The 16,536-nt window shown below is 40.6% G+C and carries 16 protein-coding genes; 9 read left to right on the top strand and 7 right to left on the bottom strand.

Going from position 1 to position 16,536, the window contains the following annotated elements; translation table 11 throughout:
* Positions 1-382 precede the first annotated feature (382 nt).
* The 4 genes from AACU33_RS24400 to AACU33_RS24385 form a co-directional block, all read right to left on the bottom strand.
* Positions 383-565, bottom strand: a complete 183-nt coding sequence (locus tag AACU33_RS24400) for a YqaE/Pmp3 family membrane protein (RefSeq protein ID WP_096591360.1) — start codon at positions 563-565, stop codon at positions 383-385.
* Between the two features lie 147 nt (positions 566-712).
* Positions 713-1,114 (bottom strand): phage holin family protein, encoded by a 402-nt coding sequence (locus tag AACU33_RS24395; RefSeq protein WP_096591358.1) that lies wholly within the window; start codon positions 1,112-1,114, stop codon positions 713-715.
* 224 nt (positions 1,115-1,338) lie between these two features.
* Positions 1,339-1,662, bottom strand: coding sequence for a 2Fe-2S iron-sulfur cluster-binding protein (locus tag AACU33_RS24390; protein ID WP_096591356.1), 324 nt, complete (start codon positions 1,660-1,662; stop codon positions 1,339-1,341).
* A gap of 217 nt (positions 1,663-1,879) precedes the next feature.
* Positions 1,880-4,039: a Tex family protein gene (locus AACU33_RS24385; protein WP_096591354.1), complete on the bottom strand. Its 2,160-nt coding sequence runs from the start codon at positions 4,037-4,039 to the stop codon at positions 1,880-1,882.
* 242 nt (positions 4,040-4,281) lie between these two features.
* Here AACU33_RS24385 and AACU33_RS24380 point away from each other — a divergent pair, with 242 nt between their 5' ends.
* The 6 genes from AACU33_RS24380 (at position 4,282) to AACU33_RS24355 (ending at position 11,993) form a co-directional block, all read left to right on the top strand.
* Complete coding sequence (locus AACU33_RS24380) at positions 4,282-4,530, top strand: hypothetical protein (RefSeq protein ID WP_096591352.1); 249 nt, start codon at positions 4,282-4,284, stop codon at positions 4,528-4,530.
* A 200-nt stretch (positions 4,531-4,730) separates the two neighbouring features.
* A complete protein-coding gene (locus AACU33_RS24375) occupies positions 4,731-5,087 on the top strand; it encodes a Spx/MgsR family RNA polymerase-binding regulatory protein (protein ID WP_096591350.1) in 357 nt (118 codons plus the stop codon).
* 351 nt (positions 5,088-5,438) lie between these two features.
* Positions 5,439-6,950 (top strand): GUN4 domain-containing protein, encoded by a 1,512-nt coding sequence (locus tag AACU33_RS24370; RefSeq protein WP_096591348.1) that lies wholly within the window; start codon positions 5,439-5,441, stop codon positions 6,948-6,950.
* A gap of 260 nt (positions 6,951-7,210) precedes the next feature.
* Complete coding sequence (locus AACU33_RS24365) at positions 7,211-8,719, top strand: HlyD family secretion protein (RefSeq protein WP_096591346.1); 1,509 nt, start codon at positions 7,211-7,213, stop codon at positions 8,717-8,719.
* 308 nt (positions 8,720-9,027) lie between these two features.
* Positions 9,028-10,299 carry an MFS transporter gene (locus tag AACU33_RS24360; RefSeq protein WP_096591344.1) on the top strand — a complete coding sequence of 424 codons (1,272 nt, stop codon included), beginning with the start codon at positions 9,028-9,030 and terminating at the stop codon, positions 10,297-10,299.
* 107 nt (positions 10,300-10,406) lie between these two features.
* Positions 10,407-11,993, top strand: a complete 1,587-nt coding sequence (locus AACU33_RS24355; RefSeq protein WP_096591342.1) for a DHA2 family efflux MFS transporter permease subunit — start codon at positions 10,407-10,409, stop codon at positions 11,991-11,993.
* 1 nt (position 11,994) lies between these two features.
* Here the strand turns inward: AACU33_RS24355 and AACU33_RS24350 are convergent, their stop codons facing one another.
* A complete protein-coding gene (locus AACU33_RS24350) occupies positions 11,995-12,804 on the bottom strand; it encodes a DUF3598 family protein (RefSeq protein WP_096591340.1) in 810 nt (269 codons plus the stop codon).
* A gap of 57 nt (positions 12,805-12,861) precedes the next feature.
* Positions 12,862-13,764 carry a cell division protein FtsX gene (locus tag AACU33_RS24345; protein WP_096591338.1) on the bottom strand — a complete coding sequence of 301 codons (903 nt, stop codon included), beginning with the start codon at positions 13,762-13,764 and terminating at the stop codon, positions 12,862-12,864.
* Positions 13,765-14,204: 440 nt separating this feature from the next.
* Here AACU33_RS24345 and def point away from each other — a divergent pair, with 440 nt between their 5' ends.
* Positions 14,205-14,768 carry a peptide deformylase gene (def, locus tag AACU33_RS24340; protein WP_096591336.1) on the top strand — a complete coding sequence of 188 codons (564 nt, stop codon included), beginning with the start codon at positions 14,205-14,207 and terminating at the stop codon, positions 14,766-14,768.
* A 12-nt stretch (positions 14,769-14,780) separates the two neighbouring features.
* Positions 14,781-14,984 carry a hypothetical protein gene (locus AACU33_RS24335; RefSeq protein WP_096591334.1) on the top strand — a complete coding sequence of 68 codons (204 nt, stop codon included), beginning with the start codon at positions 14,781-14,783 and terminating at the stop codon, positions 14,982-14,984.
* Between the two features lie 308 nt (positions 14,985-15,292).
* Here AACU33_RS24335 and AACU33_RS24330 read toward each other — a convergent pair whose 3' ends face one another.
* Positions 15,293-15,457, bottom strand: a complete 165-nt coding sequence (locus AACU33_RS24330; RefSeq protein WP_339376262.1) for a hypothetical protein — start codon at positions 15,455-15,457, stop codon at positions 15,293-15,295.
* A 255-nt stretch (positions 15,458-15,712) separates the two neighbouring features.
* On the opposite strand from AACU33_RS24330, the gene AACU33_RS24325 reads away from it, so the two are divergent.
* Entirely contained in the window at positions 15,713-16,516 is an 804-nt protein-coding gene (locus AACU33_RS24325) for a PD-(D/E)XK nuclease family protein (RefSeq protein ID WP_096591332.1), read from the top strand.
* Positions 16,517-16,536 lie beyond the last annotated feature (20 nt).

Genomic DNA, 16,536 nt, shown 5'->3' with positions numbered 1-16,536 from the left:
CATTGCTAAACCCTTATTCATGTATCTGTATCAATAGAAAATTTTGCTCTTCATTAATTATCAAATTAAGGTGTCTCTGCTATCTTATGATTGTTAATGAAATAAATAATATTTGAGATATATACAGTAGTGCCCAGAAGTGAAACAGCCTTTAGGCTTTGGTTTAAGGCGTAGGATGTCTACTTCACCAACTTGAAATATGCTGTCCATTATGAGTAATAGCGCAACATTATTTTGCCCATATGTGGCAATCTTTTCTCAAATTGGGATTAAAGATTCTCAGTTTGTTAGCTTCAATATAAAAATTGGTAATGGGAATACTGCTTACATCTGTGACACCCCATTACCAATCTCATATTGTTAGGAAATATTACCCTGTCTGTTACACTTGCCGATTAAGCTGCTCTTCATGCTTGGCGATAACCCAAACTGCATGAATGCTACCAGGAAGCCAACCTAACAGTGTGAGTAAAATGTTAATCAACAAAGTTGGGCCAATACCAACTTCTAGAAAAACTCCTACGGGAGGTAACAACAGACCAAGAAGTAAGCGTGTTAATTTCATGGATTTGATTCTAATGTTTGATTTGGTTTACTTACATTTGTATGGATGTCATCGAATTATAAAATCTACCACAAGAGTTATATTAATTCGATGACTAATAACTGGTATAGAGACATAATTAATGAGACTTATATCTATACCTAAGAATTAGCTGGAGGGTAATTCTCCCTTATTCTTAACATCTGCACTGCCTAAAGAAGCGAGATTTTTTTCGACAAAGTAGTTGTTAATGAAGGTGTTAGCAAAAGATAAAATCACTGGACCGAGGAGAAAACCAATGATTCCGCGAACGGTAAAGCCGGGAACTAAGGCTGCTGCTAATGCGAAACAAATACCGTTAACAACTAGCGAAAATGCTCCAAAGCTTAAAAAGTTAAGTGGCAAAGATAAGGTAGATAGAATTGGTTTTACTGAACCATTAATCAAACCAATAACTAACGCTGCAATAATCGCGGCGGGAAAATTTGCAATATTAACGCCTGGAACAACTAAATCAACTATTAGTAAGCTCAAAGCTGTAGCTATTGCTGTTAACACGGGTCCCAACATTATTTTTACCTCAGAAACAGATTATTGATAATTTGAACTTCTTTAAGTTATTGTTACCTAACTAATCTGCCCGAACATCAATAGCGAGATAGATTTTGCTTCTATCGTTCGGCTGAGAATTGTGCGAGTTGGAAAATCAGTTTTTAATTTTTTATTTCATCTTTTACTGCTAAAACTTCAAAAAATTATTTTATAAAGAAATTCTTAAATTTGTATACTAAAATTTATTGCTTGTAGTAAAGCGACGATTTATATAAAACTTGTTCTTGATGGGTTTCTAAAGTGCAATCAGATAAGGGATAAGTTACACAAGTAACAACATAGCCAGCCTGAATTTCTTGGGGACGGAGAAATTTCTGTTCGCTTTGGTCAACTTCGCCACCGATGAGTTTGGCAACACAAGCGGAACATTCACCTTGTTTGCACCCAGAGGGAAGTCGGATACCCAAGTCTTCTGCGATATCAAGGATATATTGATCGTCTGGGACTTCAATGGTACGGTCTAACCCAATAGTAGGATTGATGAGTCGAACTTGATAAACTGCCATTTGCAATATACAAGAAATAACTGTTGTTATTTTCTCCTTTTGAGGTAGTTTTATACAAAGTATGGGAAGGTTTTTTACCCTCGTTAGAGTAATAGGACTTACGCCAGATTTACGGAATAACAAACCACAGAGACGTAGGGGTCACGGAGAAATGGAACTTTGAAAAATATTTTGCGTAAGTCCTATCTACTTTTAGGACAAAAGACGAATCAGAAATTTACTGTCTCACAGACTTCATCGACAAACTAATTCGCTTCAGCTTCTCATTCACTTCCAACACTCTAACTTTCACCACTTGTCCGACTTTGACAATCTTTTTGGGATCGTCAACAAATCTATCAGCAAGTTGAGAGATATGCACTAAGCCATCCTGATGGACGCCGATATCAACAAATGCGCCAAAGTTCGCAACGTTGGTGATGATACCTTCTAATTCCATCCCGACTTGCAAATCCTTGATTTCGGTAATTCCTTCTTTGAAGGTGGCATACTTAAACTCAGCACGGGGATCTCTACCAGGTTTTTCGAGTTCGCTGAGGATGTCGCGCAGTGTTGGTTCGCCTACGGTATCGGTGATGTATTTTTTCAGGTTGGTTTTTTGCAGTTTGGCAGCAATTTGTGTCACCTGATTTAATGGTACGTTGAGGTCGGATGCGATCGCTTCTACTAAAGAGTAACTCTCTGGATGCACGGCTGTATTATCCAAAGGGTTTTCGCCGTTACGTATGCGCAAGAACCCAGCTGCTTGTTCAAAGGCTTTTGGCCCTAGTTTTGGTACTTTTAACAGTTGGCGGCGATTTTTAAAGGCTCCATTCTCGTTGCGATAAGTAACAATATTATTGGCAACTGCTGGCGTAATTCCCGAAACAAAGGTCAAAAGTTCTTTAGAAGCTGTATTTAAGTCCACACCTACATAGTTAACGCAGCTTTCTACAGTTTCATCTAACTTTTTCTTCAGCAGCTTTTGGTCAACATCGTGTTGATATTGTCCCACACCAATCGATTTCGGATCGATTTTCACTAATTCTGCTAAAGGGTCTTGCAAACGGCGACCAATGCTAATAGCACCGCGCACGGTGACATCTAAATGGGGAAACTCTTCTAATGCGACTTTACTAGCAGAATATATCGATGCACCCGATTCATTTACCATTACCTTAACTGGTTTGCGTTCTATAGCTTGCAGTACCTGCGAGACAAATTCATCAGTCTCACGAGAAGCTGTACCGTTACCAATTGCAATCAATTCTATTTTGTATTTTTCAATCAAATTTTTGATAGTTTGCGCAGCTTTAGTCCGTTGTTCTGCTGCTTGATGGGGAAACACCGCTTGGTATTCCAAGAATTTACCAGTTTGGTCTAATACTGCTACTTTACACCCAGTTCTAAAACCAGGATCTATTGCTAAGGTTGGTTTCATTCCTGCTGGTGCAGATAGTAATAATTCTCTTAAATTAGTTTCAAAGGTTTTAATCGACTCAATATCAGCGTAGGTTTTCTTTTCTGTTATTACTTCTCCCATTAAAGAAGCTTTCATCAAGCGATTAAATGCATCTTTCAGCATCGCCTGATAAAAATCTCGAATAGCGCGGACTTTGGTTTTGATTTCCTTTGATTCTAAATAGGAAAGTACTACATCCTCATCAAAGGTAATTTCAAAATTTAATATTCCCTCGGCTTCACCCCGACACAACGCCAAAATATTATGCGGTGCAATATTTTTCACTTTAGCTTGATAGTTGCGGTACATTTCAAATTTCGTTGTACCTTCGGGATGCTCATCTTTTATCCGCGAGGTAAATATCCCCGATTCTAAAAGATAATCGCGGATATATGCTCTAGATTCGGCTTTCTCTGCCACTTCCTCCGCTAAAATGTCAGCCGCACCTTTCAACGCTTCTTCAGCAGATTTAATTCCTTGAGTTTCCGAAATATACTTTGCTGCTTCTGTTTCTATTGAAGCAGAGACAGGATTTTTCACATTGAGCGATTTAATAAAATCTGCCAGTGGTTCTAAACCTTTCTCTCTAGCGATAGTTGCACGGGTGCGTCGCTTGGGTCGATAGGGTAAGTATAAATCCTCAAGCTCGGTTTTTTGTAAGCAAGAAATAATCTGCTCTTTCAGTTCATCAGTGAGTTTACCTTGGTTGGCGATCGCATTTAAAATTACCGCTTTTCTTTCTTCTAATTCAGTTAAGTAACTATACCTATCGGATAAGTCCCGTAGTTGAACTTCATCCATTTCGCCGGTGCGCTCTTTACGGTAACGTGCGATAAAAGGAATTGTTGCACCTTCTGCGAATAGTTCCAGCGCATTTTGCACCTGAAAGGGTTTAAGGTTTAGTTCAGTTGCCAGTAGTTGAGGAATGTTCAGCATCGGGTGTCTCAGTGGAAAACGCTACTTCTCAAGGTAATATGCTAATCGTTCTGCTCATGCAAGCGTAATGATGTTAAGCTAATTTACCAGATGATTATGAAATCTTGATTTTTTCCACCGTTATTTTACATAGCTAGTTTTACCTCAATCTAGCTAGGATGTAAAATCAATAACTATAACCAGTAATTGTTTTAATCTGTTTATCTTAGGCGCTATTGGTTTGATTTCAGAGGTTAGTAAAAATGGCTTTGTTTTTCTTGGTTCCACTTTGCACAGCTTTATTAACTGGCTATTTAGTTAAGCAATCTAATGATGAAATAGCTTACATCGCTGGTGTATTTGGATTCATTTGCTTCATTTTGAGTTTGGTCTTAGCACCTTGGCAGATACAGCTACTAATGTTAGTTGCTGTCCTGATAACTACTAACAAGCTCTTGTCAAAAAATGAATATCAACTACCCAATACTACAGAGAAAGAATCAAGACGATGATACTAAGTAACGCTAAATAGTACAGCTTGGCGGAAACAAACATCGATATTAAAAAAGCTTTATTCCCTTCTGCCATTTTCAAACTTCCAGAGGATAATTACAGATAGATATTGATGTTATATGCACCAATCTGATAACTATACCTACATTGTCTATGAAACTTGCTTGATAATTGATTGATAATTTTATTTGTCTGTTGTATGCCAATTCAAGTTTATGGAATTCCTAACTGCGGTACTTGTAAAAAAGCTTTGAAATGGCTCAAAGACAACAACATTAATTACAAATTCATCAATACCAAAGAAAATCCTCCTACTCGTGAAACGATCCAAAACTGGGTGGAGACTTTTGGTTCTGCGCCTATGCGCAATACCTCCGGTCAATCCTACCGTGCTTTAGGTGATGAAAAGAAGACTTGGAATGATGAACGGTGGATTGACGCCTTTGCTAAGGACGCAATGCTGCTGAAGCGACCTGTTTTTGTAAAAGATGCAAAAGCAGTGCTAGTAGGTTTCAAAGAAAAAGAAGAAATAATTCGCGAAAAATTAGAGATTTAATTAGCTAGCAGCCTCAACAGTTCAATTGCTGTAACTGTAATGTATTGTGCGTAGACGCTAGACATCGCATTTTTTTCCATCTTGCTAGCTCTGTATTTCTGTGTCTTCATTAATGCTATTTTTAGTCCGGAAACATCTTACCAACGACCGTAGAAGGAGTTGTTTGTCTCAATATATGTAGCACGAAATACAAAGCGATCCGATTCTCAGCCCTAAGATTTATGGAACCTAGATCCTAAATCTAGGATTTCTCATGACTGGCTAGGGTTGAACTACTTTCAGGAAAATTCCCGGAAGTACTGGGTTAGGAGCAATCAAACTCTACTTGCACTGACAATAATCTAAAGTGAGATGGTGAAAAACTGGGCGTTGGTTATTGGTATCGATCGTTACGAATGCTTGCAACCCCTCAAGTATGCGAAGCGGGACGCAGATTTGATGCAGAATTTGCTCCGCAATCAAGCAGGTTTTGAGCAAGTTTTCTTATTTTCAGATGACTCGCCTAATATTGGTGGGGAACTGACTCATCCTGACCGCGCTAATTTATTACAATTCTTAGAGCAGTTATTTAAGCATCCTTTCTTAGAACCAGAAGATAACTTCTGGTTTTTCTTTAGCGGTCATGGAATGATGTCTGCTCATCAAGATTACCTGATGCCTGCTGATGGTAATCCCTATAACATTGAAGATACAGGAATTTCCCTGAAATATCTGACTGAATGCCTGCGCAGTTGCGGTTCTGAGAATATTGTGATGATATTAGATGCTTGTCGTTCTCAGCACAAACAAACTAGCGCGAGATTTGGGCTGCAAACACAACAGTTAGCATCTCAAACCGGAATCATCAGTATTTTATCCTGTAGCCCCGATGAATCTTCTGCGGAAATTGATGCGCTACAACAAGGTGTGTTTACCCATGCAATCCTTGAAGGTTTGGGAATTCAGGGACAATGCGCCACGGTGAAACGGTTGCATCAATATCTCAGTTTCCGCGTGCCCGAACTTTTGGCACATTACAAGTATCCAGCGCAAACACCTTATATAAATCTAGATGTAGATTCAGTTGCTAAGTCGCATCGAGTCTTTATACCGAAATATGCAAATTTACACGAAATTGCCAATCAACAGATAAATTCATTGGTAACAGAAGCAGATCGCAGTCAGGAATTGGCAGAATTAGAGCAGCTATGGATACGAACAATTAGTTCAGATGAGGATACATTCCAGCAGAGCCATAGAATTGCTCAATATGTAGGAGTTGGTGAAAATTTTGCTCGAAAACCTAGCGTTTACGTTTCAGGTGTAAATACAATTGCACAACCTCAATATCAATCAACCGCGACAATTCCAGAACCCGCTATCGATCGCCTCAGTTCGGAAGGCGGAGTAGACTATCAGCGATTGGGCGAATTACTCGCAGCTGGTGATTGGAAAGCCGCAGATCGGGAAACTTTGAGGCTGATGCTGAAGCTGGCGAGGCGAGAGAAAGTAGGCTGGCTAGATATTGAAGCAATTAACACTTTTTCCTGCACCGACCTTTGCATCATTGACCAACTTTGGGTCAAATATAGCAAAGGTCGTTTTGGTTTTAGCGTGCAAAAGAGCGTTTGGGAAAAGGTTGGCGGTCAACCTGATGCTGATTATCAAACATGGGTTAAATTTGGCGATCGCATCGGCTGGCGCGTAAATAATGCTTGGCTGTTCTACTCTGACCTAAATTTTGCGGATGATGCACCTGTTGGTCATTTTCCAGCAGCCGCCAGTGTTGATTTACTCACCGTTCGCCAAGGTTGGGTTGTCGGGTTATTTGGTTGTCTGGTGGGATTTTCGGCTCTGACTGCAAAATTGGCACAATGTGACTGAGCCTGTGAATCGCGATCGCATCTCCTGCTGATGAGAGTTTGCGATCGCTCAATTTATTGATATAGTCCTCCTTTTAAGCGAACACAAGTCTGTCTGAGGAATAGGTGATAATCACCCAATTGGGTGAGGTACTGTAAAGTTTTATTTTGCGATAATGATACGCATACGAAGGGAAAGGTAGATGAAATTTAATATGTGAATAGTACGTGCGCTAAATAAAATCTATCAATTCAATTCTTGAGTTAGGGAAGTCAACAATCATGGGCGCTAATACATTGAACGGACACAAAAAAGGCAATACCTCTGTTATCGACAAACAACTAATTACTGATGTAGAGAGTTTAGAGGCTGTTACCTCAGAACCTTCCGCCATTGCAGAAGCAACCGTTGTAACTCCCGAAGCTCCAACAGAACCGAAAACTGATGTTCATCCTCAGCCAGAGGTAGAAAAAAAAGCTGATAAGAAGCGGAAAAAACCAATTGGCTTGATTTTAGCTGGACTGGGTGTAGGTGCGATCGCTGCTGGTGGATTTGGTTATCACTATTGGCAATATGCTTCTACCCACGAATCGACAGATAACGCTACTGTAGTGGGAAATATTCACCAAGTTGCTAGCCGCATTCCCGGTACTGTTAGTCAAGTGTTAGTGGATGATAACCAGCTGGTGCAACCCGGACAGTTATTAGTAACTCTCGATCCCAGTGATTATCAAAGTCAGGTACAGCAAGCGCAAGCTGCATTAGAAACTGCTCGCAGTCAGGCGCAAGCCGCACAAGCGAATATTGCTTTAACTTCACAAACCTCCAGCGGTAAAACAGCTCAGGCGCAAGGAGATGTCAGCAATGCTTTGGCTGCAATTTCCACAGCGCAAGCCGCAGTCAAAGAAGCCCAAGCCGGGATACCCGCCGCCCAAGCTGAGGTACAACTAGCCCAAGCCGGGATACCCGCCGCCCAAGCTCAAGTAGCGCAGGCTAATGCTAATTTGGCAAAAACCCAAGCAGATTACAACCGTTACCAAAGTTTGTTTAAAGAAGGCGCAATTCCTCGCCAGCAGTTAGATACAGCCAAAGCAGCTTACGATGTGGCTGTAGCCCAGAAGAATGCTGCGGTTCAGGGCGTTCAACAAGCACAAGCTAGGTTAGCCTCTGCGAGAGTAGGTGTAGCAAAAGCCCAATCGCAACTTGCACAAGCACAAGAAGGTGTCACCAGCGCCCAAGCGAAACTCGCCGCATCTAAGGGTGGATTGCAACAAGCCACCGCTAGCGGACAAGACACCGCAGTTAAACAAAGTCAGTATGAAGCAGCAAAAGCCGCGATCGCTCAAGCCGAAGCATCGCTGAAAAACGCACAGTTGCAGCTTTCTTACACCAACATCACTGCGCCTAGTGCCGGACGAGTAGGTAGGAAAAACGTCGAAGTTGGGAACCGGGTACAAGTAGGAACGCCATTAATGGCGATCGTTGATAACGGCTATTGGGTAGTAGCCAACTTCAAAGAAACCCAATTAAATAAAATGCGACCTGGAGAACCAGTGGAAATCAAGTTGGATGCTTTTCCTAATCACCCGTTTACAGGTCATGTTGACAGTATATCTCCAGCTTCCGGCGCGCAATTTGCTTTATTACCCCCAGATAACGCCACTGGTAACTTCACCAAAATTGTCCAACGCATTCCTGTTAAAGTAACTTTTGATGGAAACAGTATCCAAGGATATGAGTCTCGCATTGCACCTGGGATGTCTGCGGAAGTTGATGTAGAAGTTAAATAAGTGATTTGTCATCAATGAAGTGTAAAGGGGACAGGGAATATTCTTATGAGTATCTCTCTGTTCCTTTTTAATTATCAGTTGTTAATTAGCTATAACCAATGACAGGTGAATTTCGACCGAAAGAACTTCTATTATGTCCGGTAAATTACTCATACTTTTGTCTTATCCCTAACCCATTAAAGTTATACTTTGTCTTTTATCTAGACAAGCGCTAATGGTTAGAAAGTGGGGAAGTTTTGTTATGAGAAATTGCCGGAAATGATTTATTTTTCCGTCGCTATTGAGATATCACAAATGACAGATGACAAATGACTAAACCAAAGCTGCTTCTACCTGCATTAAAATCAAAAAACTATCGCCTGTTTTTTGCCGGACAAGGTATATCACTAATTGGCACTTGGATGACACAACTAGCGACAATTTGGCTAGTTTATAGCTTAACAAACTCAGCATTACTATTAGGGGTTGTCGGCTTTACCAGCCAAATTCCTAGTTTCTTTCTCGCTCCCTTTGGGGGTGTTTTTGTAGACCGCTTTTCGCGCTATCGTACCTTAATTGGTACGCAAATTATGGCGATGATTCAGTCGTTAGCATTGGCAGTACTAGCGCTAACTGGTGTGATTCAAGTATGGCACATCATTGCTTTAAGCTTATTTCAGGGATTTATTAATGCCTTAGATGCACCAGCCAGACAAGCATTTGTCCCAGAATTAGTAGAACGTAGAGAAGATTTAGCCAATGCGATCGCAATTAATTCAACGATGATCAATGGAGCTAGATTAATTGGCCCGGCGATCGGCGGTTTGATCATCGCTAGAATTGGCGCTGCTTATTGTTTTCTCATCGATGGTTTAAGCTATATTGCTGTGATTGCTGCTTTATTAGCAATGACAATTAAACCCTGGCGAGTTCCAGTAAGTAGCGGTAATCCCCTACAAAAAGTTAAAGAAGGTTTTGGTTACGCTTTTAACTTTCCTCCCATTCGAGCCATCTTGTTACTATCAACTTTAGTTAGCTTAATGGGATTGCAAAACACCATTCTTGTACCCATTTTTGCCGAAGAAATTCTCAAAGGTGGTGCAGAAACATTAGGCTTTTTGATGGCAGCTTCAGGAGTAGGAGCCTTATCGGGTGGGATTTATTTAGCTACCAGGCGGACAATATTAGGAATTGGTAAATTAATTGCGATAGCTCCAGCAATTTTAGGTGTTGGGTTAATTGCTTTTGCTTTATCTCGATTTCTACCACTTTCTTTATTCACAATGTTGTTTGTAGGCTTAGGAACAATTCTGCAAATTGCATCAAGTAACACCTTCTTACAAACAATTGTCGAAGAAGACAAACGCGGTAGATTGATGAGTTTGTATACTATGTCCTTTTTAGGAATGATACCTGTAGGCAATTTATTAGGAGGTTTCTTAGCCAGCCGGATTGGCGCTCCTAACACATTAATTATTGATGGTATAGCTTGTATTATCGGCTCGCTCATTTTTAGCAGACAATTACCTGGATTGAGAAAGCTAGTTATCCCTATTTATGAGCAAAAAGGCATTTTAAAAGATGTTGAATATTCCAAATAGATAGCCTGATATGCGCAATCGGACAAGCATTTACTACACAATTTACCTTAAAGTTAAAAATAGACATTCTTCTTTGTGCATCCCAAACCTGAAACCGGAGCAAATAGATGGCTAAGACAGGTGCTATTCAGCAAAATCCTACCCTACCGCCAGAACACGTACCTCTGAGAACTTGGATTGGTGTATTAGCCAGTATGCTTGGCGCATTTATGGCGGTTTTAGATATTCAAATTACTAACGCTTCATTACAAGAAATTCAAGCTAGTTTAGGCGCAACCTTAGAAGAGGGTTCTTGGATTTCTACTGCTTATTTGGTTGCAGAAATTGTAGTCATCCCGTTAACCGGATGGTTATCGCGAGTGTTTTCGCTACGCCGTTATCTATTAGTAAATACCGTATTATTTATCTTTTTTTCTATATGCTGTGCTTGGTCGTGGAACCTCAATTCCATGATTGTCTTTCGTGCTTTACAAGGCTTCACTGGTGGGATTTTAATTCCTTCAGCAATGACAGTTGTACTGACGACTTTGCCACAATCTAAGCAATCAGTAGGACTAGCAGCATTCGCGATTACCGCAGTTTTTGCACCCTCAATTGGCCCGACATTAGGAGGTTGGTTAACAGAAAATTTTAGTTGGCAGTATAACTTCTATATAAATGTATTTCCTGGTGTGTTAATGCTTACCGGAGTCTGGTATGGCATTAAACAAGATCAACTGCAATTACAATTGCTAAAACAAGGCGATTGGTGGGGAATTATTTCAATGGCGATTGGCTTAGGTTCCCTACAAGTTGTATTAGAAGAAGGTAGCCGCAAAGATTGGTTTGGTTCGGCTTTAATTGTCCGCTTAAGTGTAATAGCAGCAATATTTATAGCATTATTTTTATTTATAGAATTAACTCGCAAGCAACCATTTATTAATTTAGGATTGTTGCTGCGGCGAAATTTTGGTTTAGCTAGTATTGTTAATATTTCGTTGGGTGTGGGATTATATGGCTCAATTTATATTTTGCCTTTATATCTCGCCCAAATTCAACAATATAATGCGCTACAAATCGGTGAAGTATTAATTTGGGCAGGTATTCCCCAATTATTTATTATTCCCTTTATACCGAAATTGATGCAACGCATTGATGTGCGCTTTATGGTTGGTTTGGGCGTTTCTCTGTTTGCTATCAGTGCTTTTATGAACGCTGGGATGACGCATCAAACGGGGCTAGATCAATTAAGATGGTCGCAACTAGTACGCGCAATGGGACAACCATTAATTATGGTTCCATTGAGTAGTATTGCTACGGCTGGATTGAATCCTAAAGAAGCAGGTTCGGCAAGTGGTTTATTTAATATGATGCGTAATATGGGCGGTTCTATAGGAATTGCTTCATTAGCCACTTTATTAACGAATAGGGAGCAATTTCACTCTAATAGATTGGGCGATAGCGTATCCTTATATAATCCTGAAACTCAACAGCGAATCGACCAGATGACACAGTATTTTATCAGTCGAGGCGCAGATTTGAGTACAGCCCAAAATCAGGCGATCGCATCTATATCTAATATTGTGCGTCGCGAAGCCTTTGTAATGGCTTTTAATGATTGTTTTTACTTTATTGGCATTGCTTTATTATTAAGCGGACTGGCAATTATTTTTATTAAAAAAGTCAAAGCTACTGGTGGTGCTGTTGGGCATTAAGTCATATTTTGTGTTCTGTGACTAGAGTTAGGCTTACCCATTCGCCTTTGTCGCTGTAGCTGCGTACCATTCTTTGACGTAGATTTGGCTTGATTAACCAACCAACCTCTAAGATAAAACTTTGGCGTAAATTTATCTTCGGTGGAGAAGTAGCAGAAGCACCATGAGGTAGCAGCAATACTTGCATCTGCTTTTGGGGATCGCGATCGAAGTGAATGATAGATCCTTTAACGGTAGCACTGGAAGTAATTGTGCGATCGCCAAAAGATAGAGTTTGCACAAATCGCCCAGCGTCATCAAGTTCTAATTTCAAGTTTGTTGAGACTGTGAGAGGAGGACGAAAATCTGTATATATTGTGATTGCTTCACCTCGCCATTCTCCCAACAAGTTATCTACCTTTACAGCAGGGCTTTCTACGGCTTCAGTACCAACTAAATGTTCGGAAATTAGGGTAAGTTTATCTAATTGACCGTTTTTATCAAACAATTGCACCAGACGCAAACGGCGATTTTCATAAATTAAACCCAGTTCCGCACCAAATTCAGTAAAGGGCGCTAATTGAATAGAACCCTGAGAAAATGCGCCATTTTCAAAAAATAGAGTACTTTTTCCCAAAGAACTGTATTCCAGAACTAAATCTTCTTGTCCTTGACGACGAACAATTTGGCGAATTGTTTGGTTGTTATTCAAACCTTCCAGAGAAACGACACTTTTCACATCTCCCAATAGTTCCCCTTGAGGAGAAAAACGGGTGAATGAACCTTCCCATTCACCAAGATTTAGCAGCAATCGTTCCCATTGAGATGGCATAATGATTTTGTCCTTTGTCATTTGGCATTTGTCATTTGAATAACCATTGACTCTTGACTAACTTCTGGCAAAACGCCGAACAGCAAATAAACTCCCCATTAATCCTACAGCTGCACCAAAGCTCAAGAGAATCAGGGGTAACAATAAGATTTGTATGGGAGTGAGTTGCAAACCTTTAGTAAGAAATTGAATAAACTCAGGCTGGTTAGCTAGCAGATTTCCGAGAAACTGTTGAACTAGAGAAATCAAACTCCAAGCGATCGCACCGCCAACTATGCCAAAACTTATACCTTGCAAAATAAAGGGTAAGTAAATCCAAGCAGTAGTTGCACCTACTAACTGCATAATTTCTATTTCTTGGCGTCGCGCCATCACAATTAGGCGAATGGTAATACTAGTGACAGCGATCGCAGTTAAGGTGAGGAGGATAGTAATTGTCAAAGTAATCCAGTTCAGACCTGCGTGCAACTGAGCGATGCGTTTCACTGCTTCATCGACATACTGCACCGTACTCACTCCCGGTAACTTAGCTAACTGTGTCGATAAATTTGCCACAACTTCAGTGTTCCGTGCTTTTACCTTCACTTCATCAACTAGGGGATTTTCTCCTAGCTGCTGGGTAGCACCTTCAATATCAGAAATTCTCAGTTCCTTAACTAACTTACTCCAAGCTTGTTCCTTGGTGATTGTTTTAGTTGCTACTACATCAGGCATGGTTGTCACCAGTGGTTCAATAGTTGCGGCTGATGTCCCCGAATCCAGATAAACTGAGACTTCCATCTGGCTACCAAACTGATAGAGGAGTTTTTCTAATTGCCAGGAAGTTTGCAAACTCATCCCAAATAAAAATAGCAATACCGTTACAGTACTGACAGCTGCCCAGTTCATCCAACCTCCCCGCAGCAAACCCAGGAAAGTTTCTTTAAGCAGGTAGTCAAGTTTATTTAAAAATTTCCACACACATTATGACTCCGATATGCGAATTTCGCAGCCAAATGCGAGATATCGTAGGGGTTTAGCAATGCTCATACGTGTCAACTTAAGCTAAAAGCTATATACGGCGCGTGTTGTACAAAAACCCTCGCCCTCATCCCCTCACCCCTTCTCCCCCTGGAGAAGGGGAATTAAATCTCTTGCTCCCCTATCCCTGTGGGAGAGGGGCTGGGGATGAGGGCGAAACCTTGCAACTAAGCGGATTTCACGTTAAGTTGACACCAATGAGCAATGCTAAAACCGTACAAACTCTGATAATTGGCGCGAGATGGTATCACATTTATACTCGACAGTGAAGAGTTTGGGTATTTTGTGCCAATTACCGCAGAGACTGCCAGATTTCACACCTAAAGAGATTGATAGAATTAAACTAGAAGGAATTTTCACAATCTAGCCGATAAGGAATCATGCCCTCCGAAATTGCTGTCGAGAAAAAAAAGTTAAAAAATCCTCCGTTGCAACTTCACTATTTAGGCGATCGCGTTTTACGTCAACCAGCAAAACGCATTACCAAAGTAGATGATGAATTGCGCCAACTGGTACGCGAAATGCTGCAAACTATGTACAGCAAAGATGGCATTGGTTTGGCTGCGCCGCAAGTAGGAGTTCATAAACAACTAATAGTTATCGATTTAGAACCAGATAACCCAGCTAATCCACCACTGGTATTGATCAACCCCACAATTAAACAGGTAAGCAAGGAAATCTGCGTTGCGCAAGAAGGATGTTTGAGCATTCCCAATGTTTACATGGATGTAAAGCGCCCAGAAGTGGTGGAAATTGCCTATAAAGATGAATATGGCCGTCCTAAGACATTAAAAGCTAATGACTTACTCGCACGCTGCATTCAGCACGAAATGGATCACCTCAATGGCGTGGTATTTGTAGATCGCGTAGATAATTCCTTGACTTTGGCCCAGGAACTATCTAAAAATGGCTTCTCGTATCAAGCGGTGAAACCTGTAGCATAGGGTGGTCTAGTTGTGTATTTAACTCCAAAAAGCGGTTTATTTCTAGGCGGTTCTTGCGTAGCTGCGATCGCGGCTGTCGGTTCGATTTTTGAACTCAGCTACGGACAACCAGATTTAGGCGTTCAAGCCACGACGATTATCCTGATTTTGAGCATTCCACTGACAGCATTATTTTTCTTTGCCGCAGTGAGGGACGCAAGGGATAACATTAAATAAGCATCAGGTACATAAAAAGGTAAAGGGAAGAAGGAGTGATGACAAAATTCATCCTTTTGCCTTTTACCTTTTACTTTTTTCTTTAAAAATCTCCAATAATGAATATAGAAACCGTAGAGTAAGTTCTCTACATGGGTAAAGTACGCATCATTCAAGGGAAACAAAAAATAAATTACCCCACCCCTACGGTTTGGGATTTCCCTACCCCTACAATTTATGATTGGAATGTTTTTTTATTAGGAAGTCCTAAATTCGGTCGAAGTCATTTGTCTTCCACTGCTTGCGAATGAGCCTCAGAACTTCGTTAATCAGTCTTTGATACTCGTCAACGAGTCTTTGAGCTTCATTAACCAGTCTTTGATACTCGTCAACGAGTCTTTGAGCTTCATTAACCAGTCTTTGATACTCGTCAACGAGTCTTTGAACTCCGTTAACCAGTCTTTGATACTCGTCAACGAGTCTTTGAGCTTCATTAACCAGTCTTTGATACTCGTCAACGAGTCTTTAAGCTTCGTTAATCAGTCTTTAATACTCGCCAACGAGTCTTTAAGCTTCGTTAATCAGTCTTTGATACTCGCTAACGAGTCTTTGAACTCCGTTAATCAGTCTTTAATACTCGCCAACGAGTCTTTGAGCTTCGTTAATGAGGCTTAGAACTCCATTAATGAAAATCAATACTTCGTTTGCTTACTTGTAGGGTAATATGCGATCGCTTCTACAATATAAGAATGCTGTCAACTCCCACTCAATTATTACGAATTTCCCAAGGACAACTTAATTTACTAGAACGTTGTCCTCGTCAATTTCAACATACCTACTTAGAAAATCTTAATTCTCCCTCAGATCCAGAACAGGAAGAACGACAAACTTTAGGTAGTCGGTTTCACCTGCTAATGCAACAGCGAGAAATGGGTTTACCAATTCAGAGTTTTTTGCAAGCAGATAGCCAACTACAAACCTGGATGTCAGCTTTTGCTAATGCTGCACCAGAAATTTTGGCACCTGCGACTGATAACCAAACTTTCCGAGAAAGCGAACACTACCGCACTCTGCAAGTTCAAAATTATCTGTTGACTGTTGTCTACGATTTATTAATTGCCGATCGCCAAAAAGCTCAAATTCTCGACTGGAAAACTTATCCCAAACCACTACATAAAAGTAAATTAGAAAAGAACTGGCAAACACGTCTTTATTTGTATGTTTTGGCAGAAACTAGCGAATACCTGCCAGAAAATATCTCGATGACTTATTGGTTTGTTCAATCTGAAGGCAAACCACAAAATATTAAATTTATTTACAATACGGCTCAACACCAGCGAACTGCTAATGAACTTAATGAACTCTTAAGCGATTTAACTTATTGGCTAGAACGTTATCAACAAAAAGAGCAATTTCCCCAACTACCCTTTGGCAATAAAGCCTGCACCTATTGTCAATTTGCCACACGCTGCGATCGCGCACAAGCAGCTGAACAAGAGAGCGATCCCAATTCTCTACCAAATCTCGCAAGTATAGAAGAAGTATCACTGTGAAGAGGGATGAGGGAGTGTGG

This window comes from Calothrix sp. NIES-2098 (genome assembly GCF_963875125.1).
Taxonomy (GTDB): Bacteria; Cyanobacteriota; Cyanobacteriia; order Cyanobacteriales; family Nostocaceae; genus Aulosira.
Note: the sequence above shows the minus strand (reverse complement) of the source record. Positions and strands in the feature narration are given on the sequence as shown.

What these genes read in the sequence shown, in the direction of transcription:
- AACU33_RS24365 (WP_096591346.1), top strand. Translation starts at nt 7,211, where the DNA reads ATGGGCGCTAATACATTGAACGGACACAAAAAAGGCAATACCTCTGTT.
- AACU33_RS24380 (WP_096591352.1), top strand. Translation starts at nt 4,282, where the DNA reads ATGGCTTTGTTTTTCTTGGTTCCACTTTGCACAGCTTTATTAACTGGC.
- AACU33_RS24395 (WP_096591358.1), bottom strand. Translation starts at nt 1,114, where the DNA reads ATGTTGGGACCCGTGTTAACAGCAATAGCTACAGCTTTGAGCTTACTA.
- AACU33_RS24390 (WP_096591356.1), bottom strand. Translation starts at nt 1,662, where the DNA reads ATGGCAGTTTATCAAGTTCGACTCATCAATCCTACTATTGGGTTAGAC.
- AACU33_RS24350 (WP_096591340.1), bottom strand. Translation starts at nt 12,804, where the DNA reads ATGCCATCTCAATGGGAACGATTGCTGCTAAATCTTGGTGAATGGGAA.
- AACU33_RS24375 (WP_096591350.1), top strand. Translation starts at nt 4,731, where the DNA reads ATGCCAATTCAAGTTTATGGAATTCCTAACTGCGGTACTTGTAAAAAA.
- AACU33_RS24355 (WP_096591342.1), top strand. Translation starts at nt 10,407, where the DNA reads ATGGCTAAGACAGGTGCTATTCAGCAAAATCCTACCCTACCGCCAGAA.
- AACU33_RS24360 (WP_096591344.1), top strand. Translation starts at nt 9,028, where the DNA reads ATGACTAAACCAAAGCTGCTTCTACCTGCATTAAAATCAAAAAACTAT.
- AACU33_RS24330 (WP_339376262.1), bottom strand. Translation starts at nt 15,457, where the DNA reads ATGAAGCTCAAAGACTCGTTGACGAGTATCAAAGACTGGTTAACGGAG.
- AACU33_RS24370 (WP_096591348.1), top strand. Translation starts at nt 5,439, where the DNA reads ATGGTGAAAAACTGGGCGTTGGTTATTGGTATCGATCGTTACGAATGC.
- AACU33_RS24385 (WP_096591354.1), bottom strand. Translation starts at nt 4,039, where the DNA reads ATGCTGAACATTCCTCAACTACTGGCAACTGAACTAAACCTTAAACCC.
- def (WP_096591336.1), top strand. Translation starts at nt 14,205, where the DNA reads ATGCCCTCCGAAATTGCTGTCGAGAAAAAAAAGTTAAAAAATCCTCCG.
- AACU33_RS24400 (WP_096591360.1), bottom strand. Translation starts at nt 565, where the DNA reads ATGAAATTAACACGCTTACTTCTTGGTCTGTTGTTACCTCCCGTAGGA.
- AACU33_RS24325 (WP_096591332.1), top strand. Translation starts at nt 15,713, where the DNA reads ATGCTGTCAACTCCCACTCAATTATTACGAATTTCCCAAGGACAACTT.